22 protein-coding genes are annotated in these 24611 nt (G+C 40.5%); 13 read left to right on the top strand and 9 right to left on the bottom strand.

The window, feature by feature from the left end; all coding sequences use genetic code 11:
- Positions 1 to 9 precede the first annotated feature (9 nt).
- From ACMZOO_RS06820 to ACMZOO_RS06800, 5 genes are all read right to left on the bottom strand, one after another.
- Entirely contained in the window at positions 10 to 738 is a 729-nt protein-coding gene (locus ACMZOO_RS06820; protein ID WP_440905949.1) for an ATP-dependent zinc protease family protein, read from the bottom strand.
- 114 nt (positions 739 to 852) lie between these two features.
- Positions 853 to 2559, bottom strand: coding sequence for a GNAT family N-acyltransferase (locus ACMZOO_RS06815; protein WP_440905948.1), 1707 nt, complete (start codon positions 2557 to 2559; stop codon positions 853 to 855).
- Positions 2560 to 2696: 137 nt separating this feature from the next.
- Positions 2697 to 3503 carry a UDP-2,3-diacylglucosamine diphosphatase gene (locus ACMZOO_RS06810; RefSeq protein ID WP_440905947.1) on the bottom strand — a complete coding sequence of 269 codons (807 nt, stop codon included), beginning with the start codon at positions 3501 to 3503 and terminating at the stop codon, positions 2697 to 2699.
- 98 nt (positions 3504 to 3601) lie between these two features.
- Positions 3602 to 4066: a hypothetical protein gene (locus tag ACMZOO_RS06805; protein ID WP_440905946.1), complete on the bottom strand. Its 465-nt coding sequence runs from the start codon at positions 4064 to 4066 to the stop codon at positions 3602 to 3604.
- Positions 4032 to 5465 (bottom strand): M28 family peptidase, encoded by a 1434-nt coding sequence (locus tag ACMZOO_RS06800; RefSeq protein ID WP_440905945.1) that lies wholly within the window; start codon positions 5463 to 5465, stop codon positions 4032 to 4034. Before ACMZOO_RS06800 ends, ACMZOO_RS06805 begins: the two co-directional genes overlap by 35 nt.
- 138 nt (positions 5466 to 5603) lie before the next feature.
- Here ACMZOO_RS06800 and ACMZOO_RS06795 point away from each other — a divergent pair, with 138 nt between their 5' ends.
- Positions 5604 to 8519, top strand: coding sequence for an EAL domain-containing protein (locus ACMZOO_RS06795; RefSeq protein ID WP_440905944.1), 2916 nt, complete (start codon positions 5604 to 5606; stop codon positions 8517 to 8519).
- A gap of 60 nt (positions 8520 to 8579) precedes the next feature.
- Here ACMZOO_RS06795 and rpsT read toward each other — a convergent pair whose 3' ends face one another.
- Positions 8580 to 8840: a 30S ribosomal protein S20 gene (rpsT, locus tag ACMZOO_RS06790; protein WP_016956309.1), complete on the bottom strand. Its 261-nt coding sequence runs from the start codon at positions 8838 to 8840 to the stop codon at positions 8580 to 8582.
- Positions 8841 to 9097: 257 nt separating this feature from the next.
- Between rpsT and murJ the strand changes: the two genes are divergently transcribed.
- Genes murJ through ispH form a run of 6 tightly spaced genes read left to right on the top strand, consistent with a single transcriptional unit; the run spans position 9098 to position 16404 of the window.
- A complete protein-coding gene (gene murJ, locus ACMZOO_RS06785; protein ID WP_440905943.1) occupies positions 9098 to 10654 on the top strand; it encodes a murein biosynthesis integral membrane protein MurJ in 1557 nt (518 codons plus the stop codon).
- Between the two features lie 51 nt (positions 10655 to 10705).
- Positions 10706 to 11638: a bifunctional riboflavin kinase/FAD synthetase gene (gene ribF / locus ACMZOO_RS06780; protein WP_440905942.1), complete on the top strand. Its 933-nt coding sequence runs from the start codon at positions 10706 to 10708 to the stop codon at positions 11636 to 11638.
- Between the two features lie 22 nt (positions 11639 to 11660).
- Positions 11661 to 14486: an isoleucine--tRNA ligase gene (ileS, locus tag ACMZOO_RS06775; protein ID WP_440905941.1), complete on the top strand. Its 2826-nt coding sequence runs from the start codon at positions 11661 to 11663 to the stop codon at positions 14484 to 14486.
- Positions 14486 to 14998 (top strand): signal peptidase II, encoded by a 513-nt coding sequence (gene lspA / locus ACMZOO_RS06770; protein ID WP_440905940.1) that lies wholly within the window; start codon positions 14486 to 14488, stop codon positions 14996 to 14998. The genes ileS and lspA overlap by 1 nt, the downstream gene beginning before the upstream one ends.
- Positions 14999 to 15009: 11 nt before the next feature.
- On the top strand, positions 15010 to 15456 hold the full coding sequence (gene fkpB / locus ACMZOO_RS06765; protein ID WP_016956304.1) for an FKBP-type peptidyl-prolyl cis-trans isomerase: 447 nt from the start codon (positions 15010 to 15012) through the stop codon (positions 15454 to 15456).
- A gap of 18 nt (positions 15457 to 15474) precedes the next feature.
- Positions 15475 to 16404, top strand: a complete 930-nt coding sequence (ispH, locus tag ACMZOO_RS06760; RefSeq protein ID WP_440905939.1) for a 4-hydroxy-3-methylbut-2-enyl diphosphate reductase — start codon at positions 15475 to 15477, stop codon at positions 16402 to 16404.
- A gap of 41 nt (positions 16405 to 16445) precedes the next feature.
- Here the strand turns inward: ispH and ACMZOO_RS06755 are convergent, their stop codons facing one another.
- A complete protein-coding gene (locus ACMZOO_RS06755) occupies positions 16446 to 16655 on the bottom strand; it encodes a hypothetical protein (RefSeq protein ID WP_440905938.1) in 210 nt (69 codons plus the stop codon).
- 50 nt (positions 16656 to 16705) lie between these two features.
- On the opposite strand from ACMZOO_RS06755, the gene pilV reads away from it, so the two are divergent.
- The 6 genes from pilV to ACMZOO_RS06725 are packed head-to-tail and all read left to right on the top strand — an operon-like array spanning position 16706 to position 23264.
- Positions 16706 to 17260, top strand: a complete 555-nt coding sequence (pilV, locus tag ACMZOO_RS06750; RefSeq protein WP_440905937.1) for a type IV pilus modification protein PilV — start codon at positions 16706 to 16708, stop codon at positions 17258 to 17260.
- 9 nt (positions 17261 to 17269) lie between these two features.
- Positions 17270 to 18316: a PilW family protein gene (locus ACMZOO_RS06745; RefSeq protein WP_440905936.1), complete on the top strand. Its 1047-nt coding sequence runs from the start codon at positions 17270 to 17272 to the stop codon at positions 18314 to 18316.
- The gene (locus tag ACMZOO_RS06740) at positions 18304 to 18789 is read left to right on the top strand and encodes a PilX N-terminal domain-containing pilus assembly protein (protein WP_440905935.1); all 486 of its coding nucleotides are present in this window, start codon (positions 18304 to 18306) and stop codon (positions 18787 to 18789) included. Before ACMZOO_RS06745 ends, ACMZOO_RS06740 begins: the two co-directional genes overlap by 13 nt.
- A 2-nt stretch (positions 18790 to 18791) precedes the next feature.
- Positions 18792 to 22517 (top strand): pilus assembly protein, encoded by a 3726-nt coding sequence (locus ACMZOO_RS06735; protein WP_440905934.1) that lies wholly within the window; start codon positions 18792 to 18794, stop codon positions 22515 to 22517.
- Positions 22518 to 22522: 5 nt separating this feature from the next.
- Positions 22523 to 22960 carry a type IV pilin protein gene (locus tag ACMZOO_RS06730; protein ID WP_440905933.1) on the top strand — a complete coding sequence of 146 codons (438 nt, stop codon included), beginning with the start codon at positions 22523 to 22525 and terminating at the stop codon, positions 22958 to 22960.
- Between the two features lie 4 nt (positions 22961 to 22964).
- Positions 22965 to 23264: a TapY2 family type IVa secretion system protein gene (locus ACMZOO_RS06725; protein ID WP_440905932.1), complete on the top strand. Its 300-nt coding sequence runs from the start codon at positions 22965 to 22967 to the stop codon at positions 23262 to 23264.
- A 28-nt stretch (positions 23265 to 23292) separates the two neighbouring features.
- Here ACMZOO_RS06725 and ACMZOO_RS06720 read toward each other — a convergent pair whose 3' ends face one another.
- Together ACMZOO_RS06720 and ACMZOO_RS06715 are read right to left on the bottom strand one after the other, a co-directional pair.
- Complete coding sequence (locus tag ACMZOO_RS06720) at positions 23293 to 23856, bottom strand: GspH/FimT family pseudopilin (RefSeq protein WP_440905931.1); 564 nt, start codon at positions 23854 to 23856, stop codon at positions 23293 to 23295.
- Between the two features lie 83 nt (positions 23857 to 23939).
- Positions 23940 to 24536, bottom strand: coding sequence for a GspH/FimT family pseudopilin (locus ACMZOO_RS06715; protein WP_440905930.1), 597 nt, complete (start codon positions 24534 to 24536; stop codon positions 23940 to 23942).
- Positions 24537 to 24611 lie beyond the last annotated feature (75 nt).

The following is a 24611-nucleotide window of genomic DNA, read 5'->3' as shown; positions in this document are numbered from 1 at the left end:
GTCAATTCCTTATGATTTGACTTTTGGATGGATAAAAGATTTGCCTACCTCAATTAAGGTAACATCCTGCAGGAACTCCCGGCCTAACAAGACTGGAAAGTCCATATCTGTTCTATCAGCCAAGGTGAATTCTGCTTCTTGCTGTAAGTCACTACCAAGTTTAACCACAAGTTTAATTACGGTTCTGCGCTCAAGTTTGGTTGTTGATGCTTGACGAATTCTTGCCGTACGCACGACTTTAGCTTCCATATCGTAGTCTAGTTTAGCTTCTGTATGCGTCAGCGTGAACTTAACCCAGTTTTCACCGTCACGCTCAAACCGCATAATGTTTTTTGCGCTAATTGACGATGTGGTTGCCCCTGAATCAATTCGAGCTTGGATATGGCGCTGTACCGACGGTACGTATATCCACTCTAATTCACCTATGATGATTTTGCCGTCGAGCTTATTGGCTTTTTCTTCACATTGTGCTGTTGGCTGTTGCGAACTTTTGCTCAGTTGTTGATAAATTTTATTGAGTGTTTGTTCACTCTGTTTTTGCTGTTTGCTGAGCTGACTCAAACTTTGATTTTGTTGGTTACACAGCTGTTCAAAGCTGTTTTTTAACTCAGTTAGCTGTTTGTTGTCGCTAGAATTGGCTGACTGATTGGCAGTTAGCGAGCAGGCTGGCAAAACAGCGGCAGCAAACAGCAAAGTGAATATGCTTTTGCTGTGGTGAAAAAAGTTGCTATTTAACATGCGTCCTGTTTCTGTGTTAAATAAAATCTATCTTCTCACCACTTAATTGTTTGCTGCAAGGGTTAGAGGCTAAAAAATTGCACTAGTGCTGTTTTTTCTCTTTTTGCTGCTGTTTTAACCTAGATATCTTGCTTTTTTATTAGCTTTTAACTTAGTGATATCAACTAAAACTAAACCATCTATACAATCAGCAAAATCAGGATCAACACCAAAGTCGAGAAACTTCACTCCATCCTCTTCACACAATTCACTATATTGTTTGTATAAAGTTGGCACACTGGTGCCCATATTGGCCAGCATAGACTTTAATTTCGCAAAGTCTTGTTTATAGTTGTCGCCGGTAAATTCGGTTTTGAGCACTGAAATAACATCATTTGGAATTTGATAAGGTTGTTTCGAACTGGCAATCACTTCTTGATGCTGAAAATACAATTTATAAAAATACACCATCAAGTCTTTCGCCGCTTTAGGCATTGTATTGCTCATACTCACTGGGCCAAATAGGTATTTTATCTCAGGGTGTTTCTTTAAAAATGCACCTATGCCATACCAAAGATAGTCTAAACTGCGCATGCCCCAATATTTAGGTTGGACAAAACTACGACCTAACTCTAAGCCATATTCAAAATATTTCTGCATTTGTTGATCGTAGTTAAACAGCGAGTCTGTATATAAGCCTTTTTGCCCTTGGTTTTGGATAATTTCAAGCGTGCGACCTAAGCGATATGCACCAACAATTTCTTGCTCTTGTTTATCCCACAGAATTAAATGCTCGTAATATGCATCATATTTATCAATATCCCTTTTTTTACCACAGCCTTCACCTACAGCTCGAAAGGCTAACTCGCGCAAGCGGCCTATTTCGCGCATAATTGGCGAGCTATCTTCAAATTTGTATAAATAAATATCTTTGTTGTCTGCTGTTTGTCCAAGCAACTCACATGCTTGGATTGCTTTATATAACTCTTGACGATTTTCAGGGCGAGCAATAGCGGATTCTGTGACAAAACAGCCTTTTTTCTGTTTGCCGATTCGATATAAATGTCGTTGGAATAAACGAATTTTTTCTTTATTGGTTAACTGACTGCCTTTGAAACTATCATATGGGATCTGCTCACCAACTCGTACTGGCATGTTTTTGTCTTGTTGCTTAAACATCTCATTGACCAAAAACAGAGTCGAGAGTGGTTTATACAACATAGATAATAGGTAGAAGGAATTTGAGTTTTTACCTTGCACATGAATTGGCAAAATAGGTGATTGTGTTGCTTGCGCCAGTTTTAGAAAACCACCGTTCCAACGGTTGTCACGAATGCCTGCAGGTTTTAGTCGCGAAACTTCGCCTGCCGGAAAAATAATCACAGCACCATTATTGTTTAAATAATTCTGGATACCTCGGATATTTTCGCGAGCTGTGCCGCCGCCCATATTGTTCACTGGCAGTAGCATTGGTCTAAGTGGTTTTAACGACATTAATAATTCGTTGGCAACCACTTTAAAATCTTTACGTACTTCACTAACTAACTTGATTAATGCAAGTCCATCTAATGAACCAATAGGGTGATTCGCGATTATCACGCAACGTCCTTGGCTGGGAATGCGCTCTAGATCTCGAGCCGAGATAGTGTAACTGAAGTCAAAATATTCTAATGATTGCTCAACAAAATCTAAGCCGCGTAAATGCGGATAACGCTCAGCGAATTCGATAAATTCTTGTTCATGCAATAATCTCTTCAACACTTTTTTGGTTAAAGAACTTAACACTGGGTGTTTTTGTAGTTGAGGTAGGTTTTTTTCTATGACTTCATCAACGGTAAACATGGTTCAACTCCTAATAGAAAACAGCTGAACTCTATCTAGGTAGTGTGAACAATGGATGCAATTTTTATTGCACTTTTATTGCTGATTATTTGAGCGATATAATCTTGTATGCAACAAAAATTGCTAGGGTGAATAGGTTACGCAGCCTGGCTCGCAGGTCTAGCTGCACGAGCTGAGTCAAACTGAGTTAAACTTTGCACTGTTTCAGTCCAATAAATTAACTCTAAGCGACCATCTGCGTGTTCGGCCAGCATAGTGCAGTTTTCTATCCAGTCACCATCATTACAATATAAAATACCGTTTTTATATTCCATGTCTGGTTGGTGGATATGTCCGCAGACTATACCATCGACATTTTTGCTTTTGGCATGAGCGATTGCTGCATCTTTATACCGCTCTATCGCAGCGCCAGCGCCTTTCACTCGGCTCTTGATGTAACCCGCCAGTGACCAGTAACCCCAGCCCAATTGTTTGCGGAATCCATTGCAGCAGCGATTTAAGAACAATAAAAAGTCGTACAGCACATCACCGAGTTTAGACTGCCATTCGCCTAAACAAACTTGGCCGTCAAACTCATCGCCATGGGTGACAATTAGTTGCTGACCTGATTGAGTTGTATGGATAATATCGCGGTGAATTTCAATATCAGCGAAAGTCATGCCTATATAGCGGCGGACTTTTTCGTCATGGTTTCCCGGCACGTAAACTACCCGGGTGCCTTTATGCGCCTTATCAATCAGGGTATCTATTACTTGATTGTGGCTTGCAGGCCAATGAACCCGTTTTTCTAGTGCCCAAATATCAATAATATCGCCGACTAGATATATGGTTTTTGTTTCAACTTGATCGAGTAGATCCAACAGAAAGTGGGCTTTGCAATCTTTGCTACCTAAGTGGATATCCGACAGCCAAATCGCTTGGTACTGCATTTTCTTGTGTTTCATATATGCTTCCCTATTGCTCAAAACCTAATTGGCTTGGGTGTAGATGCAAATATGCAGAGCACAAGTTAAATAAAGTTGACTATTTAATGAACATTAGATTACTGATTTAGATATTTATTGACAGCTGCAAAGAAACCTTGGGTCTCTACCACGTCATATCTGTTGCAATGGCGTTCACCTTGTAATGTATTACACAGATATAACCAACGGTTCTGGCTGTCTAATTGCACGTCTGCATTGGTATCTAGCAGTATAGCTTTGCTGCCAAAACGACTCGGTACATAGATGCTTTCAGCAACTATACCGAGTTTTTCATAGGTAATGACTTTAGGGTAAGGCAATAATGCAGCGACAATTGCAACTAAAGCCAGAAAATACCACTTAGCTTTGCTTGGTTTTTTCGCAACAGGCGCGGCTTCAGCTGCTTGTGCCGCCTGAATTTGCGCCATTTTTTGTTTAATCAGCGCCTGTTGTTTGTCAATTGCTGCTTTTTGTTGCTTGCGTTTCAGTTGTTTCTGAAAGTCTTCGCTATTCAGTAGCTGTTGTTTCTGTGGGCTGTTCATGCTCGTTCACTTGATTGTTGAAAATCAGGCCTTGATTGGCGACACTGAATAAAAAGATACTATAAATTGCGACGTTTTGCTGAATAGATTCTAAACTAACTTTGTCGAAGGTATCGTTAGCCGAATGCAAATATTTAAAATATTGCTCGGTTTTTTGTACCCAATTAAAAATTGGCAAGTCTTTAGCTACAAAGTATTGGCTATTGGTTGCGCCAGCTGACGCATTGTGACCTCTTTCTATCCCTAAATCTGCGACTAAAGTGTGTATTTTGTCTGCAAGTTTTAGGCTATCTTCACTGATATTTGTATCTAACCTAAAAATAGACTCTCCACCTAAATCAGCTTCGGCTGCGACTATAATGCTTTTGTTTTGGAGGTGATTAAGATAGGTTTTGATGCCATTTTGGTTAAACTGACTCGCTGTCACAAACACAACTTCAATATCGTGTTGTAACAAGGCTTGGTGTGGAGCAAGTTGTTTAATAATACCTAAGCCAATACCGACCCCTGCAGCATTGTCTAGAGCGCCAGTGCCGAGATCTGATGAATCAATGTGAGCAATAAATACAACTTTATCTTTGTTTGGTTTTTCATAGTCAGCGCTCAGGGTGGCAATTAGATTATATGTGTCAATCCAACTGTCTTCACTATTTTGAATGTTTAACGACAATTCTACTGGCAAATTACGTGCAAACAATCTATCCAATAAATCTGCGTCTGCTGGGGAAATGGCCGCCGCTGGAATCAATGGAGTGTTGGCTGCATATCTTACTGACCCTGTGTGTGCAGTACGGCTTTTATCCGTTGTTTGTGAACGCATTATCAGGGCTTTAGCCCCTTTGTTTGCAGCTATAGTTACACCGAGTTGGCGTACTCTCTGAGTTTTTAAATAATCTTCAGCTGGTGCTTGGTCATCCAATTTTCGTGAAATATAGACTATTTTTCCCGCCAGTTTGTCAGCTTCAACTGATTTTAGATGGTCAAAATTGTTAATTTTCACAACTTCTGCAGTAACGCCATCAATCTGAGTGGACACACTGCCAGTGAGTGATTCAATGACTAATTCATGGATATAAGGTGAAACAACTTGTGCACTTGCGCTTTTTCTTTGCCAATTGCGCACTTTTAAGGTTTGTTTGCTTAAGTGACTGACAGACAAGTCTGTTAGTTGTTGCTCTAACCAAAGTAAAGCTTTTTGCTCTTTGGCACTGCCCAAAGGTCGTGCACCTATTTCAGTGGTCAGGGCTTCGATCTGGTGGTAAGCATAATCGTCAGCAAGCGCTTGGTTTTTTATTTGTTCAAGCGTTTGTATTGGCTGGGCAGCAAAACAAAATTTTACTAACGTAAGTGTAAAGATTAAAGTGATCCAAGCTGTGTTGGATTTCAACAAATTTTGCATTGAAATAATACTAATTATTTATAATTCAACTAAGCTCAATATTATTGCATTAAAAAGGCCAATAATCAGCGTACAACTGAAAATATTAATAATAGGAGTGTTCGCACTGTTGTATTTTACTCTACCTAGGCTAATTGCATGGAACTAATTCATCAAGCATATTATTTTTCTGTTGGGGTTAGCAGCTTAGTCGCTACTGTGTTGTGTGCGTTGGCGCTTGTTAGCCGATACAAAGGCCGCATGTTATCACTCGCCATTATTTGTATTATGGTGGCTGCTTTTCAGTATTTGTCAGCACAGCTCATTGTTACAGCCGACGTTACAGAGCAAATTGAATTGCGTCGATTGCGCAATTTTTTCGTCATACTCTTTCCTGCAGTTTTGCTGTATTTCTTGTACAGTTATAAAAAATTCCAATCCAGTCGATTGATATTTTTCGGCGCGCTGTTAATTGGCTGCATATTTTTATTTGCCAATCATTTACTGCCTTATACAACCCGATTTGCCAGCCAACCCAATGTGCAACAAGTCATATTTGATAAGGTTAACTACTACGTCATGGTAGGAGAAGCAAGTTGGTGGAGCCACGCTTGGTTTTTATACTTTTTTAGTGGTATGGCCTTGGCATTGGTTATTGCGAAAAAATTATTTCATGCTGGGCATAAACCGGTAGCACTGGCACTGGGGATTTATTTTGTTATTCAAAGTTTACTCGCTTTCTATGTATATTTGGCGAACTGGGGTTTCCACCAGCATTTGCCGTTAGCTGGTTTTGGCTTTTTAATTTTTATCGGCTTGATGTGTGCTGCGCTTATCTACGAATTTAAGCTGGCTGATATTAAGTTGCGCCAACGAACTAAAGCTTTACGTGAAGAAGCCTTTAAACGAGGGCAAATAGAAAAAGAACGAGATAAGTTAATTCAACTGGTAGCGGAAGATCCGATCGCGACGCACGTGGTTAATCTAGCTGGTGAGGTTGAACAAGTTAATTCTGCTAGTGTTCAATTTTGGCAAAGTGATTTAGCTGAAAATAAATTTAATTTAGTCGAGTTTTTACGTCATAGTTTTGAAAGTCACCAGTTTGTATTGAATCTGCACAAAAACAATAACAAATTGCCCGAAATTCAATTGAATAAGGTGGATTTGACCTATTGGCCTATTGCCAACAAAATCAATGCGAATGCATGGCTCAAAGTGTATATTTTTCCGCTGCACGATCGTAATAATCAAGTGACACATTTTTGTATTCGCATGAAAAATGTCACTCAAGAAAAATACGTCGAACAAGCGATTAATAAAATTGCCCAAGGTGTAGTCGGCGAGCGCGGAGAGCATTTTTACCAGTCTATGGTTGAAAGCTTAAGCCAAATTTTCCCTGTGGATTATGTGTTTATTGCGCAGCTGCAACAGCAAGAAACAACAGCAAAAACCCTTGCTGTAGCCTACCAAGGTAAATTGGTTGATAACTTTTCGTATGCGTTAGAGCATACGCCTTGCGAGCAAACTAAATCAAGTGGCATGTGTTGGTTTCCTAAAGGGGTGCAGCAAGAATACCCCAAAGACACATTACTGATTGAGATGGGCATTCAAGGTTATCTGGGGGTTGCTTTGAAAGATGCGGAAGGCAACACAATAGGTTTATTAACTTTGTTGAGCATCAATGAGCTAGACATAGGCTATCAAGGACAAGAGATACTGAATATTTTTGCTGCTAGGGCAAGTTCTGAATTACAAATGGAACGCGCTGAACAGGAGATCAGGAACCTAGCTTATTATGACTACTTAACTCAGTTACCGAACAGAGCTAACTTATTAGCTAAGCTGTCTACTTACCTAAATCGATACAATGAACATTTCGCCTTGATATTGGTTGATTTAGATAACTTTAAATTTGTCAATGATGCCTTAGGCAATGATGTTGCTGACGAGATTTTACGTACTGTCGGCCATAGGCTTGCATCATTAAAAGAGGCGGTAGTAGCACGTTATGGTGGTGATGAGTTTGTAATAATTTGCCAATCGCAATCGGTTGATAATATTACCCTATACGCTCAACGATTAGCTCACTCAGTTATTCAACTCATTAGCCAACCTATTCAAGTTGGTGAACGCATAGTTAACATTGCAGCAAGTGCGGGTATTTGTTTATTTCCGCTACATAGTTTCGACAAGCTAGAGATTTTACGCTTTGCTGAAACAGCACTAATGCAATCGAAAGAATTAGGCCGCGGACAGTTTTATTTGTTTGATCCGGCCATACAGCAAAAAGTAGAGCAGCGCATATCTTTGGAACAAGATCTCAAACGAGCGATTGCGCAGCGGGAATTTTCACTCTTGTATCAACCTCAGTACAATGCAGAGCAACAAATTTATGGTGCCGAAGTATTAATTCGCTGGATCAGCGATCAAAATGGTTTTGTTTCACCGGCGGAATTTATTCCACTTGCCGAAGAAACTGGCTTGATTCATGCGATTGGCGATTGGGTTTTAGAATCAGCTTTATTACAATTGACTGTGCTTGCTCAATTTGATGGTTTCCAACGTTTATCTATTAATGTATCGGCATGGCAATTTGCCGACCATAACTTTACTAAAAAGTTAATCTCACTGGTTGAAAAGCTTAAAATCGATGCGAATAAAATTACCTTAGAGTTGACTGAAACTGGTTTACTGCAGAATGTTGATGAAGCTAAATCTAAGTTAGCAGAGCTGCGTCGGCTTGGGTTTAAAATTGCTTTGGATGACTTTGGCACAGGCTATTCTTCGTTATCTTATTTACGTGAGTTGCCGTTAGACGAATTGAAAATAGATAAAGCATTTATCGATGAAGTGGATGGTGTTAAACCTGCACCTTTAGTTGAGTCTATGGTTTCAATTGCCAAACATCTAAACTTGTGGGTGGTCGCGGAAGGGGTGGAAACGCAGGAACAATACTTAGCGTTAGACAAAATGGGTTGTGATCATTTCCAAGGTTATTATTTTTCTAAGCCGATTAGTGCCAAACAGCTGGTAGAAAAATTGTCTAATGTGAGTGCAAGCGAAAATCAGCTATAAAAAAACCAGAATCGGTATTAACCGGATTCTGGTTTTTCTGCAATTTTAAAAAATTGCGAATTATAAAGCTTTAATCTGAGCAGCTAAACGGCTCTTATGACGTGCAGCTTTATTTTTGTGGATTAAACCACGTGATGCGAAACGATCCAACAATGGTTGAACAGTTTGGAAAGCAGCAGTTGCGCCTTCTTTGTCACCAGCTGCAATAGCGGCAACAACTTTTTTCAAATATGTACGCATCATAGAACGACGGCTTGCATTATGCTGGCGACTTTTCTCAGCTTGAACCGCGCGTTTTTTAGCAGACTTGATGTTAGCCAAAACTAAACTCCTAAAAATCGAAAACAGGGATACCCTTAATAAAGGCGCGGAAATATGCCTGTAAAAAGGGTAAATGTCAATTAATTTCGGACAAAAAATGCACTTTTATCCATCTCATTTCCATCGCATTATGTCTAGGTGATCCTGCCTGAATAAATCTCAGTCGATTTATCGGAACAATTACTAACAAACATAGGAATGATAAACGCCGTCTAGTATACTCCAGCGCCAGCAAAATATGAAATTGGAAAACACTTTTGGCGAAAGGTTTATTAAGATCTGGCATTATTTTTAGCGCGATGACATTAGTATCACGTGTGTTGGGTTTAGTTCGTGATGTTATTATCGCAAATTTACTCGGTGCAGGTGCTGCTGCTGACGTATTTATCCTAACTAATAAAATTCCCAATTTTCTTCGCCGTTTATTTGCTGAAGGCGCTTTTGCTCAGGCATTTGTCCCTGTATTAACTGAATACAAAGAAAATAAAAGTTTAGATGAAACTAAGTTACTCATTGCACGAGTTGCCGGTACGCTCGGCACTATAGTGATGATCACAACCATATTGGGGGTAATAGGCTCTCCTGTAGTTATTGCTTTATTTGGTACAGGCTGGTTTTTAGATTATTTAAATGGTGGGCCGGGCACAGAAAACTATTTACTTGCGAGTTTAATGCTCAAAATCACCTTTCCGTATTTAATGTTTATTGCAGTCACTGCGCTGGCTGGCGCTGTGCTTAATACTTGGGGCAAGTTTGGCGCGGCTGCTTTTACCCCTGTGTTGCTCAATATCAGTATGATCACTGCGGCAATATTTTTTGCTGACAATTTTGCTCAACCCGCTTTTGCTTTGGCTTGGGGGGTATTTTTCGGCGGTATAATCCAATTTGTCTTCCAACTGCCTTTTTTGCACAAAGCAGGATTGATTTGTCGTCCACAATGGGGGTGGAGCGATCCTGGGGTTAAAAAAATCCGTTTATTAATGTTACCTGCTTTGTTTGGCGTATCCGTCAGCCAAATCAATTTGTTGTTAGACACTGTACTTGCAAGCTTTCTTCAATTTGGCTCTATCAGTTGGTTATATTATTCAGACCGTTTGTTGGAGTTTCCGCTTGGTTTATTTGGTATAGCCATAGCGACAGTGATTCTACCTCAGTTGTCAAAAGAGCATGTTAATGCGGGCAAACAAGACTTTGCCAATACTATGGACTGGGGCATACGCATGGTATGTATTTTAGGTATTCCTTCTGGTTTTGGTTTGATGTTACTCGCTGAACCTATGTTAATGGTGTTATTTATGCGTGGTGAATTTAGCGCATATGACGCAGCACAAAGCCGCTTGAGCTTAATGGCTTATGCAGCCGGACTGATTTGTTTTATGTGGATTAAAGTTTTAGCCAGTGGTTTTTTCTCGCGCCAAGATACTAAAACACCGGTCAAAGTGGGTATTTATGCCATGGTGTTAAACATGGCATTTAATTTAATGCTGATTTATCCGTTTAAACATGTTGGTTTAGCCATGGCAACCAGCTTATCTGCTTTGTTTAATGCTGGCTGTTTATATTATTTTTTACACAAACAAGGTGTTTATCATCTAACTAAACAAAGTGTTTTGACACTGGTTCGAGTTATTGCTGCAAGCATGTTTATGTTACTGGCAATTTATTATCTGATGCCAGAGCGTCAATTATGGCTTGAAATGGATACTTGGATGCGCTCACTTTGGTTGGCTGGTTTAATTGGCATTGGTGGTGTGGTGTATTTATTGTCATTATTTGCAATTGGTTTAAGACTTTGTCATTTGAAAGCTGCATAGTTTTGTTAGCTAAGTTATAATCGCGCCGAATTTTATAGTTAGTGGGCTGGCATGGAGTTAATCCGAGGTATACATAACATCAAACCGCAGCATAAAGGCTGTGTTTTGACCATAGGTAATTTTGATGGTGTGCATTTAGGCCATATGTCTGTGTTATCGCAGTTAAAGGCTAGTAGCGAAAAACACCAATTACCTTCAGTTGTGATGACATTTGAACCTCAGCCAGTTGAAGTATTTAACCCAGCTGCCGCCCCTGCTAGGCTAATTCGCTGGCGCGATAAATACCAATTATTACAACCGCATGTTGACCGACTTTTGTGTGTGCGTTTCAACCAAGCGTTTGCCAATTTACCTGCTGAGGAATTTGTCAGTGATTTATTGGTCAACAAGTTAGGGGTAAAACACCTAGTTATTGGTGATGATTTTAAATTTGGTTGTAAGCGCCAAGGTGATTTTGCGCTGTTGCAAGTTTTAGCCAAAAAATACCATTTTAGCGTAGAAGATACCCAAAGCTGTATCTTGCAGTCTGAACGTGTGAGCAGTACAGCCATTCGCGAGCGAGTAGCAAACGATGATTTTGTTGGCGCACAAAGATTATTAGGTCGGCCCTATAGTGTGTGGGGTACTGTGGTACATGGTGCTAAAAATGGTCGCACCATAGGTTTTCCAACCGCGAATATTTTAATGCATCGCAAAGTTTCACCTGTCTCTGGCGTATTTGCCGTACAGGTTAAATTAGACGGACGTTTATACGATGCTGTAGCGAATGTTGGTTACCGACCAACGTTAAATGGTAAACAGAACCAATTAGAAGTACATATTTTTGATTTTGCAGGTGACTTATATCAACAGCGCTTGCAGGTCATATTTAGGCACAAAATTCGTGCTGAACAGAAATTTGAATCTTTAGCGGCATTGCAGCAGCAAATTGTATTAGACTGTCAAACCGCCAAACAATTTTTTGCGCTTGAAAGAGCAGAATAACTATCAGGAATACGGCAAAAAAATGAGTGAATATAAAAGTACCTTAAATCTACCAGAAACTGGTTTCCCTATGCGTGGCGATTTAGCTAAGCGCGAACCAGGTATGTTAAAAGCATGGCAACAAAAAGGTTTATATCAGGCTATTCGTCAAGCTCGCCAAGGTTGTGAGCAATTCGTATTACACGATGGCCCTCCATACGCGAATGGTGATATTCACTTAGGCCATGCAGTAAATAAGGTACTGAAAGATATTATTATCAAATCCAAAACTTTGTCTGGATTTGACGCGCCGTATGTACCAGGTTGGGACTGTCATGGTTTACCAATCGAATTACAAGTTGAGAAAAAAGTTGGCAAACCAGGCCATAAAGTTTCAGCTGCTGAATTCCGTGAAAAATGCCGTGCTTATGCTGCCAAACAGGTTGAAGGGCAAAAAGCAGATTTTGTGCGTTTAGGTGTTTTAGGTGAGTGGGACAAGCCATACCTAACCATGGATTTCCAATTTGAAGCCAATATTATTCGCTCACTCGGCAAAATTGTTGAAAACGGCCATTTAGAAAAAGGTTTTAAACCTGTTCATTGGTGTACTGATTGTGGCTCTGCGTTGGCTGAAGCCGAAGTTGAATATAAAGACAAAGAGTCACCAGCAATTGATGTACGCTTTAAATTAATTGATGAGTCGATTGCCGATAAGTTTGATCATCCAGATGGGCATAGTGGTCAAGGTGATATTTCTGTGGTTATTTGGACCACCACACCTTGGACTTTACCGGCGAACCGAGCTGTCGCAATTCACCCTGAACTTGACTACACCTTAGTCCAAGTTGAAGGGGAGAATCCTGAGCGTTTAATCCTTGCTTCTGATTTAGTTAAATCGGCCATGGATCGTTTTGGTTTTGAAAAATATCATGCACTTGGTTTCTGCAAAGGTGCAGCGTTAGAAAATGCCCAAGCACAACACCCTTTCTATGATTTTACCGTACCTGTGATTTTGGGCGAACACGTTACCACTGAATCAGGTACTGGTTGTGTTCATACAGCTCCTGGCCATGGTCAAGACGACTTCGTAGTTGGTGCAAAATACAATTTAGAAGTAGCCAACCCTGTTGGTGCAAATGGTGTTTATTTACCGGGTACACCTTTGTTTGAAGGTCAGCACGTTAGCAAAGCAAATACACCAATCGTTGATTTGTTACGTGAAAATGGTGCTTTGGTTCATCACCATGCGTATCCACACAGTTATCCGCATTGTTGGCGTCATAAAACACCAATCATTTTCCGCGCAACACCACAGTGGTTTATCTCTATGGATAAAGCGGGTTTACGTGAAAAATCATTGGCTGAAATTAAAAAGACTAAATGGATCCCAGCTTGGGGTGAAGGCCGTATTTCTAACATGGTTGAAGGCCGTCCAGATTGGTGTATTTCACGTCAGCGTACTTGGGGCGTGCCAATTGCTTTATTTGTCCATAGTGAAAGCGGCGAATTACACCCAGACACACCAGCATTAATTGAAACTGTTGCTAAACAAGTTGAAGAAAAAGGCATTCAAGCTTGGTTTGATATAGAGCCAACTGACTTATTGTCAGCTGAAGATGCTAAAGTTTATGTAAAAGTACCTGATACTTTAGATGTTTGGTTTGATTCAGGTGTAACCCACGCTTGTGTGGTAGATGCACGTGATACTTATACTAAAAAACAAGCTGATTTATATTTAGAAGGTTCAGACCAACACCGTGGTTGGTTTATGTCGTCATTAATGACTGGCATTGCCTTGAAAGATGCAGCACCGTATCAGCAAGTATTAACTCATGGTTTTACCGTAGATAAAGACGGTCGCAAGATGTCTAAATCAATCGGTAACACAGTTAGCCCACAACAAATTATCGGCAAGTTTGGTGCGGATATTCTACGTTTGTGGATAGCTTCTGCTAACTACACTGCAGACATCACAGTATCTGATGAGATATTTAAACGTTCAGCTGATGCATATCGTCGTATTCGTAACACTGCACGTTTCTTATTGTCTAACTTAAATGGTTTTGAACCAGCAACTGATATGGTTGCGTTAGATGAAATGGTTGAGTTAGACCGTTGGGCAGTGGCAAAAGCGTATGAGGTTCAACAAGAGATCACTAAAGCTTACGACGAGTATCAAATTTTACAAGTTGTGCAAAAATTAATGCATTTCTGTTCAATTGATATGGGGAGTTTCTACTTAGATGTGATTAAAGACAGACAATACACAGCGAAAGCAGATGGCCATGCGCGTCGTTCTTGCCAAACTGCATTGTATTTAATCGCCGAAGCTATGACTCGTTGGATGGCACCTGTATTAAGTTTTACTGCACAAGAAATTTGGGCAGCATTACCAGGCAAGCGCGATGAATTTATCTTCACGCAAACTTGGTACGATAAATTAGCGCCACTACCAGAAAGTGCCAAATTATCTGATGCTGACTGGCAACAAGTTATGGCAGTGAAAGATGAAGTGAATCGATTAATCGAAGTGGCGCGCCGTGAAGAAGTTATTGGTGCGTCTTTGCAAGCGGAAGTTTCAATTTTTGCAGATGACAGTTTATATACATTATTAGCGAAATTGGAAGACGAATTGCGTTTTGTATTAATTACATCAAAAGCTGATATTCAACCGCTTGAACAAGCTGGTGATGCAGCAGACACTGAAATTGCTGGATTAAAAATTGCCATTCAGCCGAGCCAAGGCAAAAAGTGTGACCGTTGTTGGCATTACCGTGAAGAAGTTGGTCAAATTGCCGAGCACCCAAGCTTATGTGGCCGTTGTGTAACTAATATCGACGGAGCAGGCGAAAGCCGACAATTTGCCTAATGATTGCTCAATACAAACAAACAGGTTTAGCTTGGATTTGGTTAGCACTTTTAGTGCTAATCGTCGACCAAGCAACCAAAATAGCTGTACTACAAAGTTTTCAGCTATACGATAGCGTTAAAATTACTGAATTTTTTAACCTGACTTATGTACGTAACTATGGTGCGGCGTTTAGCTTTTTGGCGGATAGTGGCGGCTGGCAACGTTGGTTTTTTACCATTATTGCGATAGTGGCTGTCGGTTTATTGAGTTTTTGGTTAGCAAAAACACCTAAACAACAAATTTGGTTAGTAATTGGTTTTAACCTGATTTTAGGTGGCGCAGCGGGTAACTTATACGACAGAGTTGCCTACGGTTATGTGGTTGATTTTTTAGATTTTACCATTCCTCTGTATGGCCGCTGGCCAGCATTTAATGTCGCCGACATGGGCATAGTGATAGGTGCGGCTTGTGTATTGATTGACGCTTTTGTTAATCAGAAAAAAACAAGCTCTGAAGAAAAGAAAATTTAGTAGTATTGATTATGACAGCAATTATTCAACAAAATAGCCAAGTTACCTTTCACTTTGCCATAGTATTGGAAGACGGCTCTGCGGCTGAAAGTACTAAAGTGCACAATAAACCTGCGCAATTAACTATAGGTGATGGTTCGTTAACACCGAGTTTTGAACAATGTTTATTAGGTTTAAAAGCGGGTGATAAAAACAAATTTAAATTAGCGCCAGAAGATGCATTTGGTCAACCAAACCCAGATAACATCTATCACTTAGATCGCAATAAATTTTCTGCTGATTCGCCAGCTGAAGTAGGCAATATTATCGCCTTTACTCAGCCTGATGGCAGCGAACTACCAGGTATTATCCGTGAAGTAGAAGGTCAATCTGTTACGGTAGATTTTAATCACCCTTTGGCTGGTTTAACCGTTGAGTTTGATGTTGAAATTATCGACGTAATTAATCCTGAAGCTTAACAACAGGTAAACAGAATTATGCAAATACAATTAGCAAACCCTAGAGGCTTTTGTGCAGGTGTAGACCGAGCTATTAGCATAGTTGAACGTGCGCTCGAGTTATTTGAAAAACCTATCTATGTACGCCATGAAGTGGTGCATAACAAATACGTGGTTGATGGTTTACGCGAACGCGGTGCTGTGTTTGTAGATGAGTTAGATGAAATTCCTGACGACAGCATAGTGATTTTCAGTGCGCATGGCGTGTCACAAGCAGTCAGACAACAAGCAAAAGATCGCGGACTCAAAATCTTTGACGCAACTTGCCCACTTGTGACTAAAGTTCATATGGAAGTAACACGTGCTAGCCGTAAAGGTATTGAATGTATTTTGATTGGCCACCAAGGACACCCTGAAGTAGAAGGGACTATGGGGCAATACTCAAACCCTGAAGGTGGTATTTATTTGGTTGAATCAGCAGAGGATGTCGCCAAATTAGAAGTAAAAGACCCAACCAACCTTTACTACTGCTCACAAACCACTTTGTCGGTAGATGATACTGCGGACGTGATTGATGCATTACGTGCTAAGTTTCCAGAAATAGGTGGCCCACGTAAAGATGATATTTGTTATGCAACACAAAATCGTCAGGATGCTGTGCGTCAGTTAGCAACGGATAATGATGTGGTATTTGTCGTCGGTGCTAAAAACAGTTCTAACTCAAATCGTTTACGCGAGTTAGCCGAAAAAGTAGGCAGTCAGGCATTTCTAATTGATACTGCGGATGATATTAATCCACAAATGCTTGAAAATGTGAACTCGGTCGGGGTGACAGCTGGTGCATCTGCGCCTGAAGTTTTAGTTAAGCAAGTTGTTGAAAAGCTTAACCAATTGGGTGGTGTGTCGGTTAACGAAAAACCTGGTATCGAAGAAAATGTAGTGTTTTCTTTACCAATTGAGCTTAGATAAAAAAATTTTCTATTCGCAATCTCTCTCTTTTGATCTATAGTTTATTCCGATAGATTAAAATTTGTTCTAGCAAAAGGATGAGAGATTGTGTTGTACTCAAGGTTTTTGCTTCTCCAGCAAGCTGGTCTTAGACCAGTTACATCCCTGATCACTGTATTTGCCTGTGCATGCAAATGCATAGCCGCAATACCAGCTAAAAGTGTGAGCTTGTTAAATGTTGCGAGCTTGTCTTTTGTGTTAATTTCTTGCATTCTTCTGCGCCATAAAAATCCATTTTTAGGCAGTTATCGATAGGGACATTATGCGTAACGTTAAAAACCAATCTGGTTTCTCTTTAGTTGAATTAATCGTTGCCATGTCAGTAATGGCAATTGGCATAGTCGGCGCTGTCGCAACTCAAGCAACCGCCAAGCGTTCAGGTGTTGACGCCAGTCAAAGATCACTCGCGGTATTTTTCGCGCATGATATGTTAGAGCGCATGCGCTTAAACAAAACTCAAATCGATGCTTACCAAGGCACTGCTTATGGAACAGGCAGCTTTTCGGTCAGTAATCAGGTTGACTGCTCAGCCAATAATTATTGCACGCCTGCACAGCTGGCTTTATACGATACTTTTCAATGGCACCTAAACTTAGCAGGGCGCACTGTCATCAATAGTGAAGGTTCTAGAGTTGGTGGTTTGCTTAAACCAACGGGCTGCGTAGAAAACAACAATGGTTACGTGACTATTGTTGTCAGTTGGTTAGGACGACAAGCGACCAAAGATGCGGCTGATAATGGTTCTACGTTCGAAAAAAACTGTGGAACCGTCAGTGATAAGCGTCGCCAAGTTACCTTGTCAGCGCACGTTTATTAAGGAAGAAAGATGAAAATGACGCAGATAAAATCACAACAAGGCGGATTTTCACTTGCTGAGCTTTTAGTCGCTATGGCTGTCGGATTAATTGTTTTTAGTGGTGTAATTGGTTTATTGATCGCTTCTGATGAGACAGTTTCTGACACAGTGCAACGTGGTGAAATGCAAGAGAATGGTCGTTTAGCTATGTCGCTGTTGTCTAAAGATATCATGATGGCTGGCTACTGGGGTAATTTTACCGGCATGGACATACATGAAGCTGCAGGTGCTGACATTAGAGCTATACGTTTGAACCAAGTTAATGGTAACAAGGTTGCTGTGCAAGGCTCGGATTGCCTAGGGGAAGGCGAAAATAATGGTTCGTTTTTTGTTGAAAATAGTGACTTTTTCTTTCGCTATATTTGGGGAACCCACACCAGCTTTAATGAAATATTCAATGCTTGTATTACCGATGCCATTATTGGCACAGACGTACTACAAATAAAGCGAGTGTTGGGCAGCACCAGCGTGGCAGGCACTGAAAAAGATACCCGTTATTATTTAATATCAACGGATAATCAAGGTGTGATTTACGCAGGCTCTGATGCGACGCCTGATATTGAAAGTGCCGCTATTAACGAATACATCCATCATATCTATTACATTGCAGAAGAAACACGTGGTGGTTTGTTAGTTCCAGTGCTCAAACGCAAATATTTATACAAAACTACCAATAGTACGGGTAACCAAGGTCAACTGAAAACTTATAACTTGGTTGAAGGGGTTGAAAGGTTAGGCTTGTTATACGGAATTGATACAGACGAAGACGGCACGGTTAATTATTATGCCAAAGCTGAGCAGTTAACCCGAGAGGATTGGGAACAAGAACGCGCGACTATTTTATCCGTTCGTATGCATGTGTTAGTACGAGCGTTAGAGCAAGACCTATCGGTGGATAATACCAATATCTATGATCTTGGTAGTTATACTTATCAAGTTAATGACAACTATCGCCGCACTTTGTTTACAACCACAATTCGCATTGTTAATGCAGGGAAAGAAGTATGGCGCAACTAACTTATATTAAATCGCCTAAGCAACAGCAGGGCGCTGCCTTGGCTGTTGCGTTGGTATTGATGTTGGTGCTGACAACCTTGTCGGTTACTTTGATGTACAACACTTCACTAGATACTAAAATGACCCATGCGACTGTTACCAAAAAATCGTCACTAAACGCTTCATTAGGTGGTAGCGAAGAGTTTATTCAAAAAGCCCATACCCAAGATGCGTTGTTTTCCGGCACTAACCCACTGACAGGCAATACAGATGTTGCAAGTGTTAACCTAACGGGGACGGATTTAACTGGCGAAGCCGAAGCCTTAACCGATTATCCAACAAATTGCCCACATTTTAGTCGCTCTGAAGCTAGTGATTCGTATATTCGCTGTACTCGTTTTGAAATTAAAGTATTGCATGAGTTTGGGCAAAATAATCAAGGTAACACTGAAGTTGTTACCGCTGTTGCAAGTCAAATACCCGGGGAGAGTTAAGGATGAATATTTCACGTTGTGCCGCGTATTTAGTCGCTAGTGTCGCAGTGTTTAGCAGCTTTAGCTGCAATGCTGAAGATATCGAATTATACGTACGTAATATCGCAGATAGGGTGGGCACAGCCCCACAAGTTATGATTATTTTTGATAACTCTGGCAGTATGCGTCAAAGTGAAGATGTTCGCTCTAGCTATGACCCTACAGCGAGTTATCCTGGGCATTATACCAATGGTGCGAATGATAGAGCAGTTTTTTTCACAGTTGGTGCCGCTGGTGTCGCTGAGTTACCCGACCCCATTGATGACGAGCGCCGTTTTAACGAAGCAATTAATGCCTGCCATCAGTCTTTTATTCCTTTATATGGCTTATGGAAACATAACTCTAGTGGGGTAGAAATCAATGGTTATGCTTTGGAGCAACAAGGCTTAAATTATGCTGATTACACCTTAATTGAAGGTGGCCAAGGTTATTATGTTGACCGTGTTGGCGAATACTATTCTTCTGGGCAAAATAAAAACACTTGGCGCAGTTTACGTGAAAACAATGGTATGAACGCAACTGACGTTATGGATTGTTTGAAAGATATTTTAGAAATTGATCAAAACAACCCAGGTGAATTTGGTGCTCAAAGTGGTAATGGCGAACCTATTTCAGCTGGTTTACCTGTCAATGGCATGGTAACGGGTAACGGTAGTAACCGTGTTGTACATACGCACTATTTTGTTGCGGATCCAGATAACATTGAGAACGATGCAACTTACCAAAGTGCCAAAGCGACTTTTGCCGATATTAATGTGGTTACCTTGTATACAGGTAACTATTTAAATTGGAAAACGGCAAATGATGAAGACGTGGGAACAACCAGAAGAAGTCGTTTAGATATAGCCAAAGAAGCTATTACTTCAGTGGTAAACGCAACCTCGACAGTCGACTTTGGTTTAATGTTATTTAACATTAATTATCCAGATGAAGGTGACAACGACGGTGGCAGAGTCGTTTCGACAATTCAAACTAGAACAACTAGCCAGACGGAAGATTTACTTAATACAGTTAATAGCATTCGTGCTCAAACAAATACACCTTTGTGTGAAACTATGTATGAAGCCTACCGTTATTTTGCCGGATTATCAGTGCAATACGGTAACGAAAATGGCAGTCGAGTACCTTATTGGGCTGAGAAGTCTGATGTAACTATTTTTCCAGGAAAAGATGTAAATGCTGAAACTGGTGGGAATTATATATCGCCGTTTGGTAACAACTGCCGTAATGAAGCTTATGTTGTCTTGATAACAGATGGTTATCCAACCGTTGATGCTGATGCTAATACTGCTGTTGCTAGCCTGCCCGGTGCGATAGCTGGCTCTAGGGTGCAAGGTAACTATTTACCTGTGTTAACCGAGTGGATGTTTAATCATGACATCAACAATAGTTTGGATGGCATTCAAAACGTAGTCAGCTATACCATAGGTTTTGGCAGTGACGCATTAAGTGCTGAACCTATTTTACAAGCTGCGGCGCAAAAAGGCGGTGGCGATTATTATGCAGCGACAGATCCTGATGAATTAGCTTCGGCACTGCAACGAGCTTTAATTAGTATATTAGAACAAAGTGCTTCATTTACCTCACCTTCGGTTGCTTCGAACAACTTTGACCGCACCCGTAGTTTAGACAATGTATATTATTCAATGTTTTTTCCAGAAGATGGCCCACGTTGGCCAGGCAATTTGAAAAAACTTGTGGTGACGGACAATGTAATTGTTGATTCAAATGGATTGCCTGCAATTGACTCTAACGGCAACATATCCAACACAGCTTTTACTTTTTGGGGCGCAACCAGTGACTGTGAAAGTGGCACTGTATGTGCTGATGGTAATGATGTTGACAGAGGTGGGGTTGCAGAATATTTGGCAAACAAGTCTCCGGCAGACAGAAATATTTTCTCAAATATAGGTGCGGGTGGTGCGTTGCAATATTTTACTGCTGCGAATGCTTCTAGTGGAGTCAGTGATTTAGCCAGTGTGTTAGGTGTGGTTAGTGGTGAAGAGGCCGAGTTAATCAACTGGGCTCGCGGGCAAGATGTGCATGATGAAAACAATAATGACAATACTACTGAAATGCGCTTTGATGTTTTTGGTGATCCGTTACATTCTAAACCTTTAGTGATTAATTATGGTGGCAGTGCTGAAGAGCAAGATTTAAGGGTGGTAGTTGGCACAAATGCTGGTTTCTTACATATGTTTAACGACAATGACTCAAGCTTAACTGAATCTTGGTCGTTTATTCCAACTAGTTTATATCCTAATCTTGACCCCTTACGTGACAACATTACCAACGCGGCTAAAGTGTATGGTATGGATGGTTCACCAGTAGCATATGTAAAAGACTCTGATGGTACAGTGAATGCGGCTGATGGAGATAAAGTGTGGTTATTTGCTGGTATGCGCCGTGGTGGTAACCAGTATTTTGCTTTTGATGTGACATCACCAGACTCACCGTCACTAAAATGGACTATTACTGGTGGGAGTAGCGACTTTCCAACCTTAGGACAAACTTGGTCACAACCTATTGTTGGTTTTATTAAATCATCATTGATAGATGTAGCTACCCCTGTGATTATTTTTGGTGCGGGTTATTCTAATGATGCTGATTCTACAGGAGCAACAACTGACGGGCGTGGTGTATACATAGTTAATGCGAATACAGGTGCACGCATTTGGAGTTTTACCCCAGATGCGAATTTATCTAACAATACCCAAGTAAATATCCAAGATGCTATCCCTGCTAAAGTCGCAGCATTAGATTCAGATTTTGATGGTTACATAGACCGAATTTATGCGGGCGATTTAGGTGGCAATATTTGGCGGATGGATTTATTTGGCAGTGATGCGACGAAATGGACAGCATATCAACTAGCGGATTTATCTGGCATAGATGCGGCTGACAAACGGAAATTTTTCAACGAACCTACTATTGTTCGTACTTTTATCAATGTTAAAAAGCGTGTGAGCATTCAAGGTAATGAAGAATCGACAGTTGTTGTTTCGAAAGAAGTGCCGTACGAAGGTATAGTGATTGGTAGTGGCGATAGAGCACATCCAAACTCTTCGACAGTTAATGACAAATTATATGTTATTCAAGACAGAAACATCATTACTGACTCATTTACGACTGCGCCATCTTGGTCCGGTATTACTGAAGATGATTTATTCGACATGTCGGGTGATCCCATTCAACTGGCTATCGAAAACAATAGCTTGGAATCTATGCTGGTTGATGGTTTATCGACCAAAAAAGGCTGGTATATAGATTTACCCAGAACGGGTGAAAAATCTTTGTCTGCGGCGCGAGTCATAGGTGGTGTAGCCTATTTTACCTCATACACTCCGCCAGATTCAGGCGTATTAGCCAATAGTTGTACCATTAAAGCAGGTACTGGGCGTTTATATGCAATGGACTTAAGCTATGGCACTCAAATATACGACTGGGGTACGGAAATGGTGGTAGGTAACCGTATTCCAGATACACCAGTAACTTTTGCGGGTGAGAATGATTCAGGCAAAAGTTTGTTGTCCTTTATTGGTGTTGGCCAAGGTGAAAACAATACTGGCGTGATAGAGGCAAAAGGTTCTACTGGTGAACCTGGGCAATCTTGCGCTGATTCAAATAGTTGTGATGTCGACTTTGGCTTAAAAACTTATAAACTTCATACAAAAGTAGAAGAGAAATGATCATTATGAAGTGTAAAAACTCGGGCATGACCCTTATCGAACTTATGATTTCTGTCGCTATTGTTGGGATTTTAGCGGCAGTCGCCTATCCAGCTTATGTCGACTATTACGCACAAAGTTATCGCAGCGATGTTATGCGAGAATTGGTCAAAGCCGTAAACAGGCAAGAGGCTTATTATTCTGACCAAATGACTTATACCGCGAATATGACTAATTTGGGTTATGCGGCAGATCCCTACGTGGTTGAAAATGCAATGTATACAATAGATGTAGTTGAAACAGAAAATATGGATTTGACTCAAGAATTTGAATTGAAAGCGACAGCAGTTACAGCGCAGAAGAATAATGATCCATCTTGTGCCAGTTTAACAATTAATCATTTAGGTGAAAAATCTGCGCTTGATTCAAATGGCAATGACTCTACTTCAACATGTTGGTACTAAGATTATGAAACTTAGATATTTAATTGTGCTCCTGTCTTTGGTTGGACATAACAACCTTATGGCCTCAACTCAAGACTACAAATGTTATGTGCAGTTGACTAACCAGTCGTATCAAATTGCTTTTGTTGATGGTTCTAATGTGCAATCAACAGCACAAGCGAGTCAATTATTGCTGACTCAAGGTTTTTATGCTGAAGATGGACAAAAACTGTTGAAAGTCGCAAAAGTAGTTGAATGCCAAAAAATGCATGTCTCTTTTATTGATAACAAGGCCAATTTAGCTGACGAACGAACACCTAGATAATGAATTAGCGTTCTGGTCACTGAGCATACTAGCTACAGCTAATGTGGCTTGTATTGGTATTTAATTCATCTTTTCCGTCGCCGTCTATGTCTCTAGATAATCTTGGACGACCGCCTAAGCTGATAATTAAAGCTCGGGAATAAAACTCACTGTTCTGAATATTTGGGCAGTATTTAAAAGTACCAGCTAGCCCTTTTAAATGGCCGTTTTCACCAAACCTCAAGTAGCGACCTCCAGTAAACAGAAAACTGTCAGCTGTATTGATTGCTGCGCGAATGCGCAGTGCTTTATCTATGTTGTCATCGTATTGGGCATTATTGTTTTTGTCTAAAAATACTTTGTAGCCGCTGTGCCAAAGGTTAGTGCAATTTCCTTGATTATCCGTTGGACACAACACCACAGGGTAATTGTATTGAATTGCATGATTACGTGATAGCAGTACATCTTGGTGGAGTTGATACAGGTGGTTATCTACACGCGAGGTAATTAATGTTTCTTTGAGGCTAGGTATGCCCAGTAACAAAACGATTGCAGCGATAGCGATTGATACTAATAATTCGAGCAGAGTAAATCCACGACAGTCCGTGTGCATAAAATTGTCCCTAATAAACAGCCCTCATTCCATAATTCGGGCTGCGTTTAATCCATTAGGTTAAATAGTATGCAATTGTTGAATTAGCTGCAACTAATATGATCGTTAGCGTCGTTAATTTCGTCTTTACCATCACCATCTATATCTGCAGAAGCACGCGGTCGACCACTTAAACCAATAATTACCGCACGAGAATATAGTTGAGGGTTGTCAACGCTAGGGCAGTATCTAAAAATACCTTGCTCGTTATTGGTAAAGTTAGTGACAGGTGTACCATCAAATTGAAACTGCAAAGAATTGCCATCGGAAAAAATAAAACTATCGCCAGAACTGACGGCTTCTCGAATAAATAACTTTTGATCTGTATTGATACTAAATATGCCATTGCCATCGTTATCGACAAAAACCGTATAACCTAAATGCCAGTTGTTGTCACACTCATTGCTTGAGTTTAAATGGCAAAGGGTAATTGTTGTTTCATAGTTAACTGCATAACTTCGTGCTGACACTATATCTTTGTTCAGATTCATGACAACTGTGTTGATGCGGTTTTCGACAATGATTTCTAACAATGTTGGCACACCTAAAGTTAAGGCGATTCCCGCGATTGCCAAAGTAATCATTAACTCTAATAAGGTAAAGCCATATTGAATAGACTGGCGAATGGTTAAAAAGGACATCCGTACTCCTGCTTAAATGCACCGATGATGATTTGTTTATTATGGCAAAGATTGGCAGAAAAGCGACTATCAATT

It is taken from the genome of Catenovulum sp. SX2 (assembly GCF_052056295.1).
Taxonomy (GTDB): Bacteria; Pseudomonadota; Gammaproteobacteria; order Enterobacterales; family Alteromonadaceae; genus Catenovulum.
This window is presented reverse-complemented; position numbering and strand designations above follow the sequence as displayed.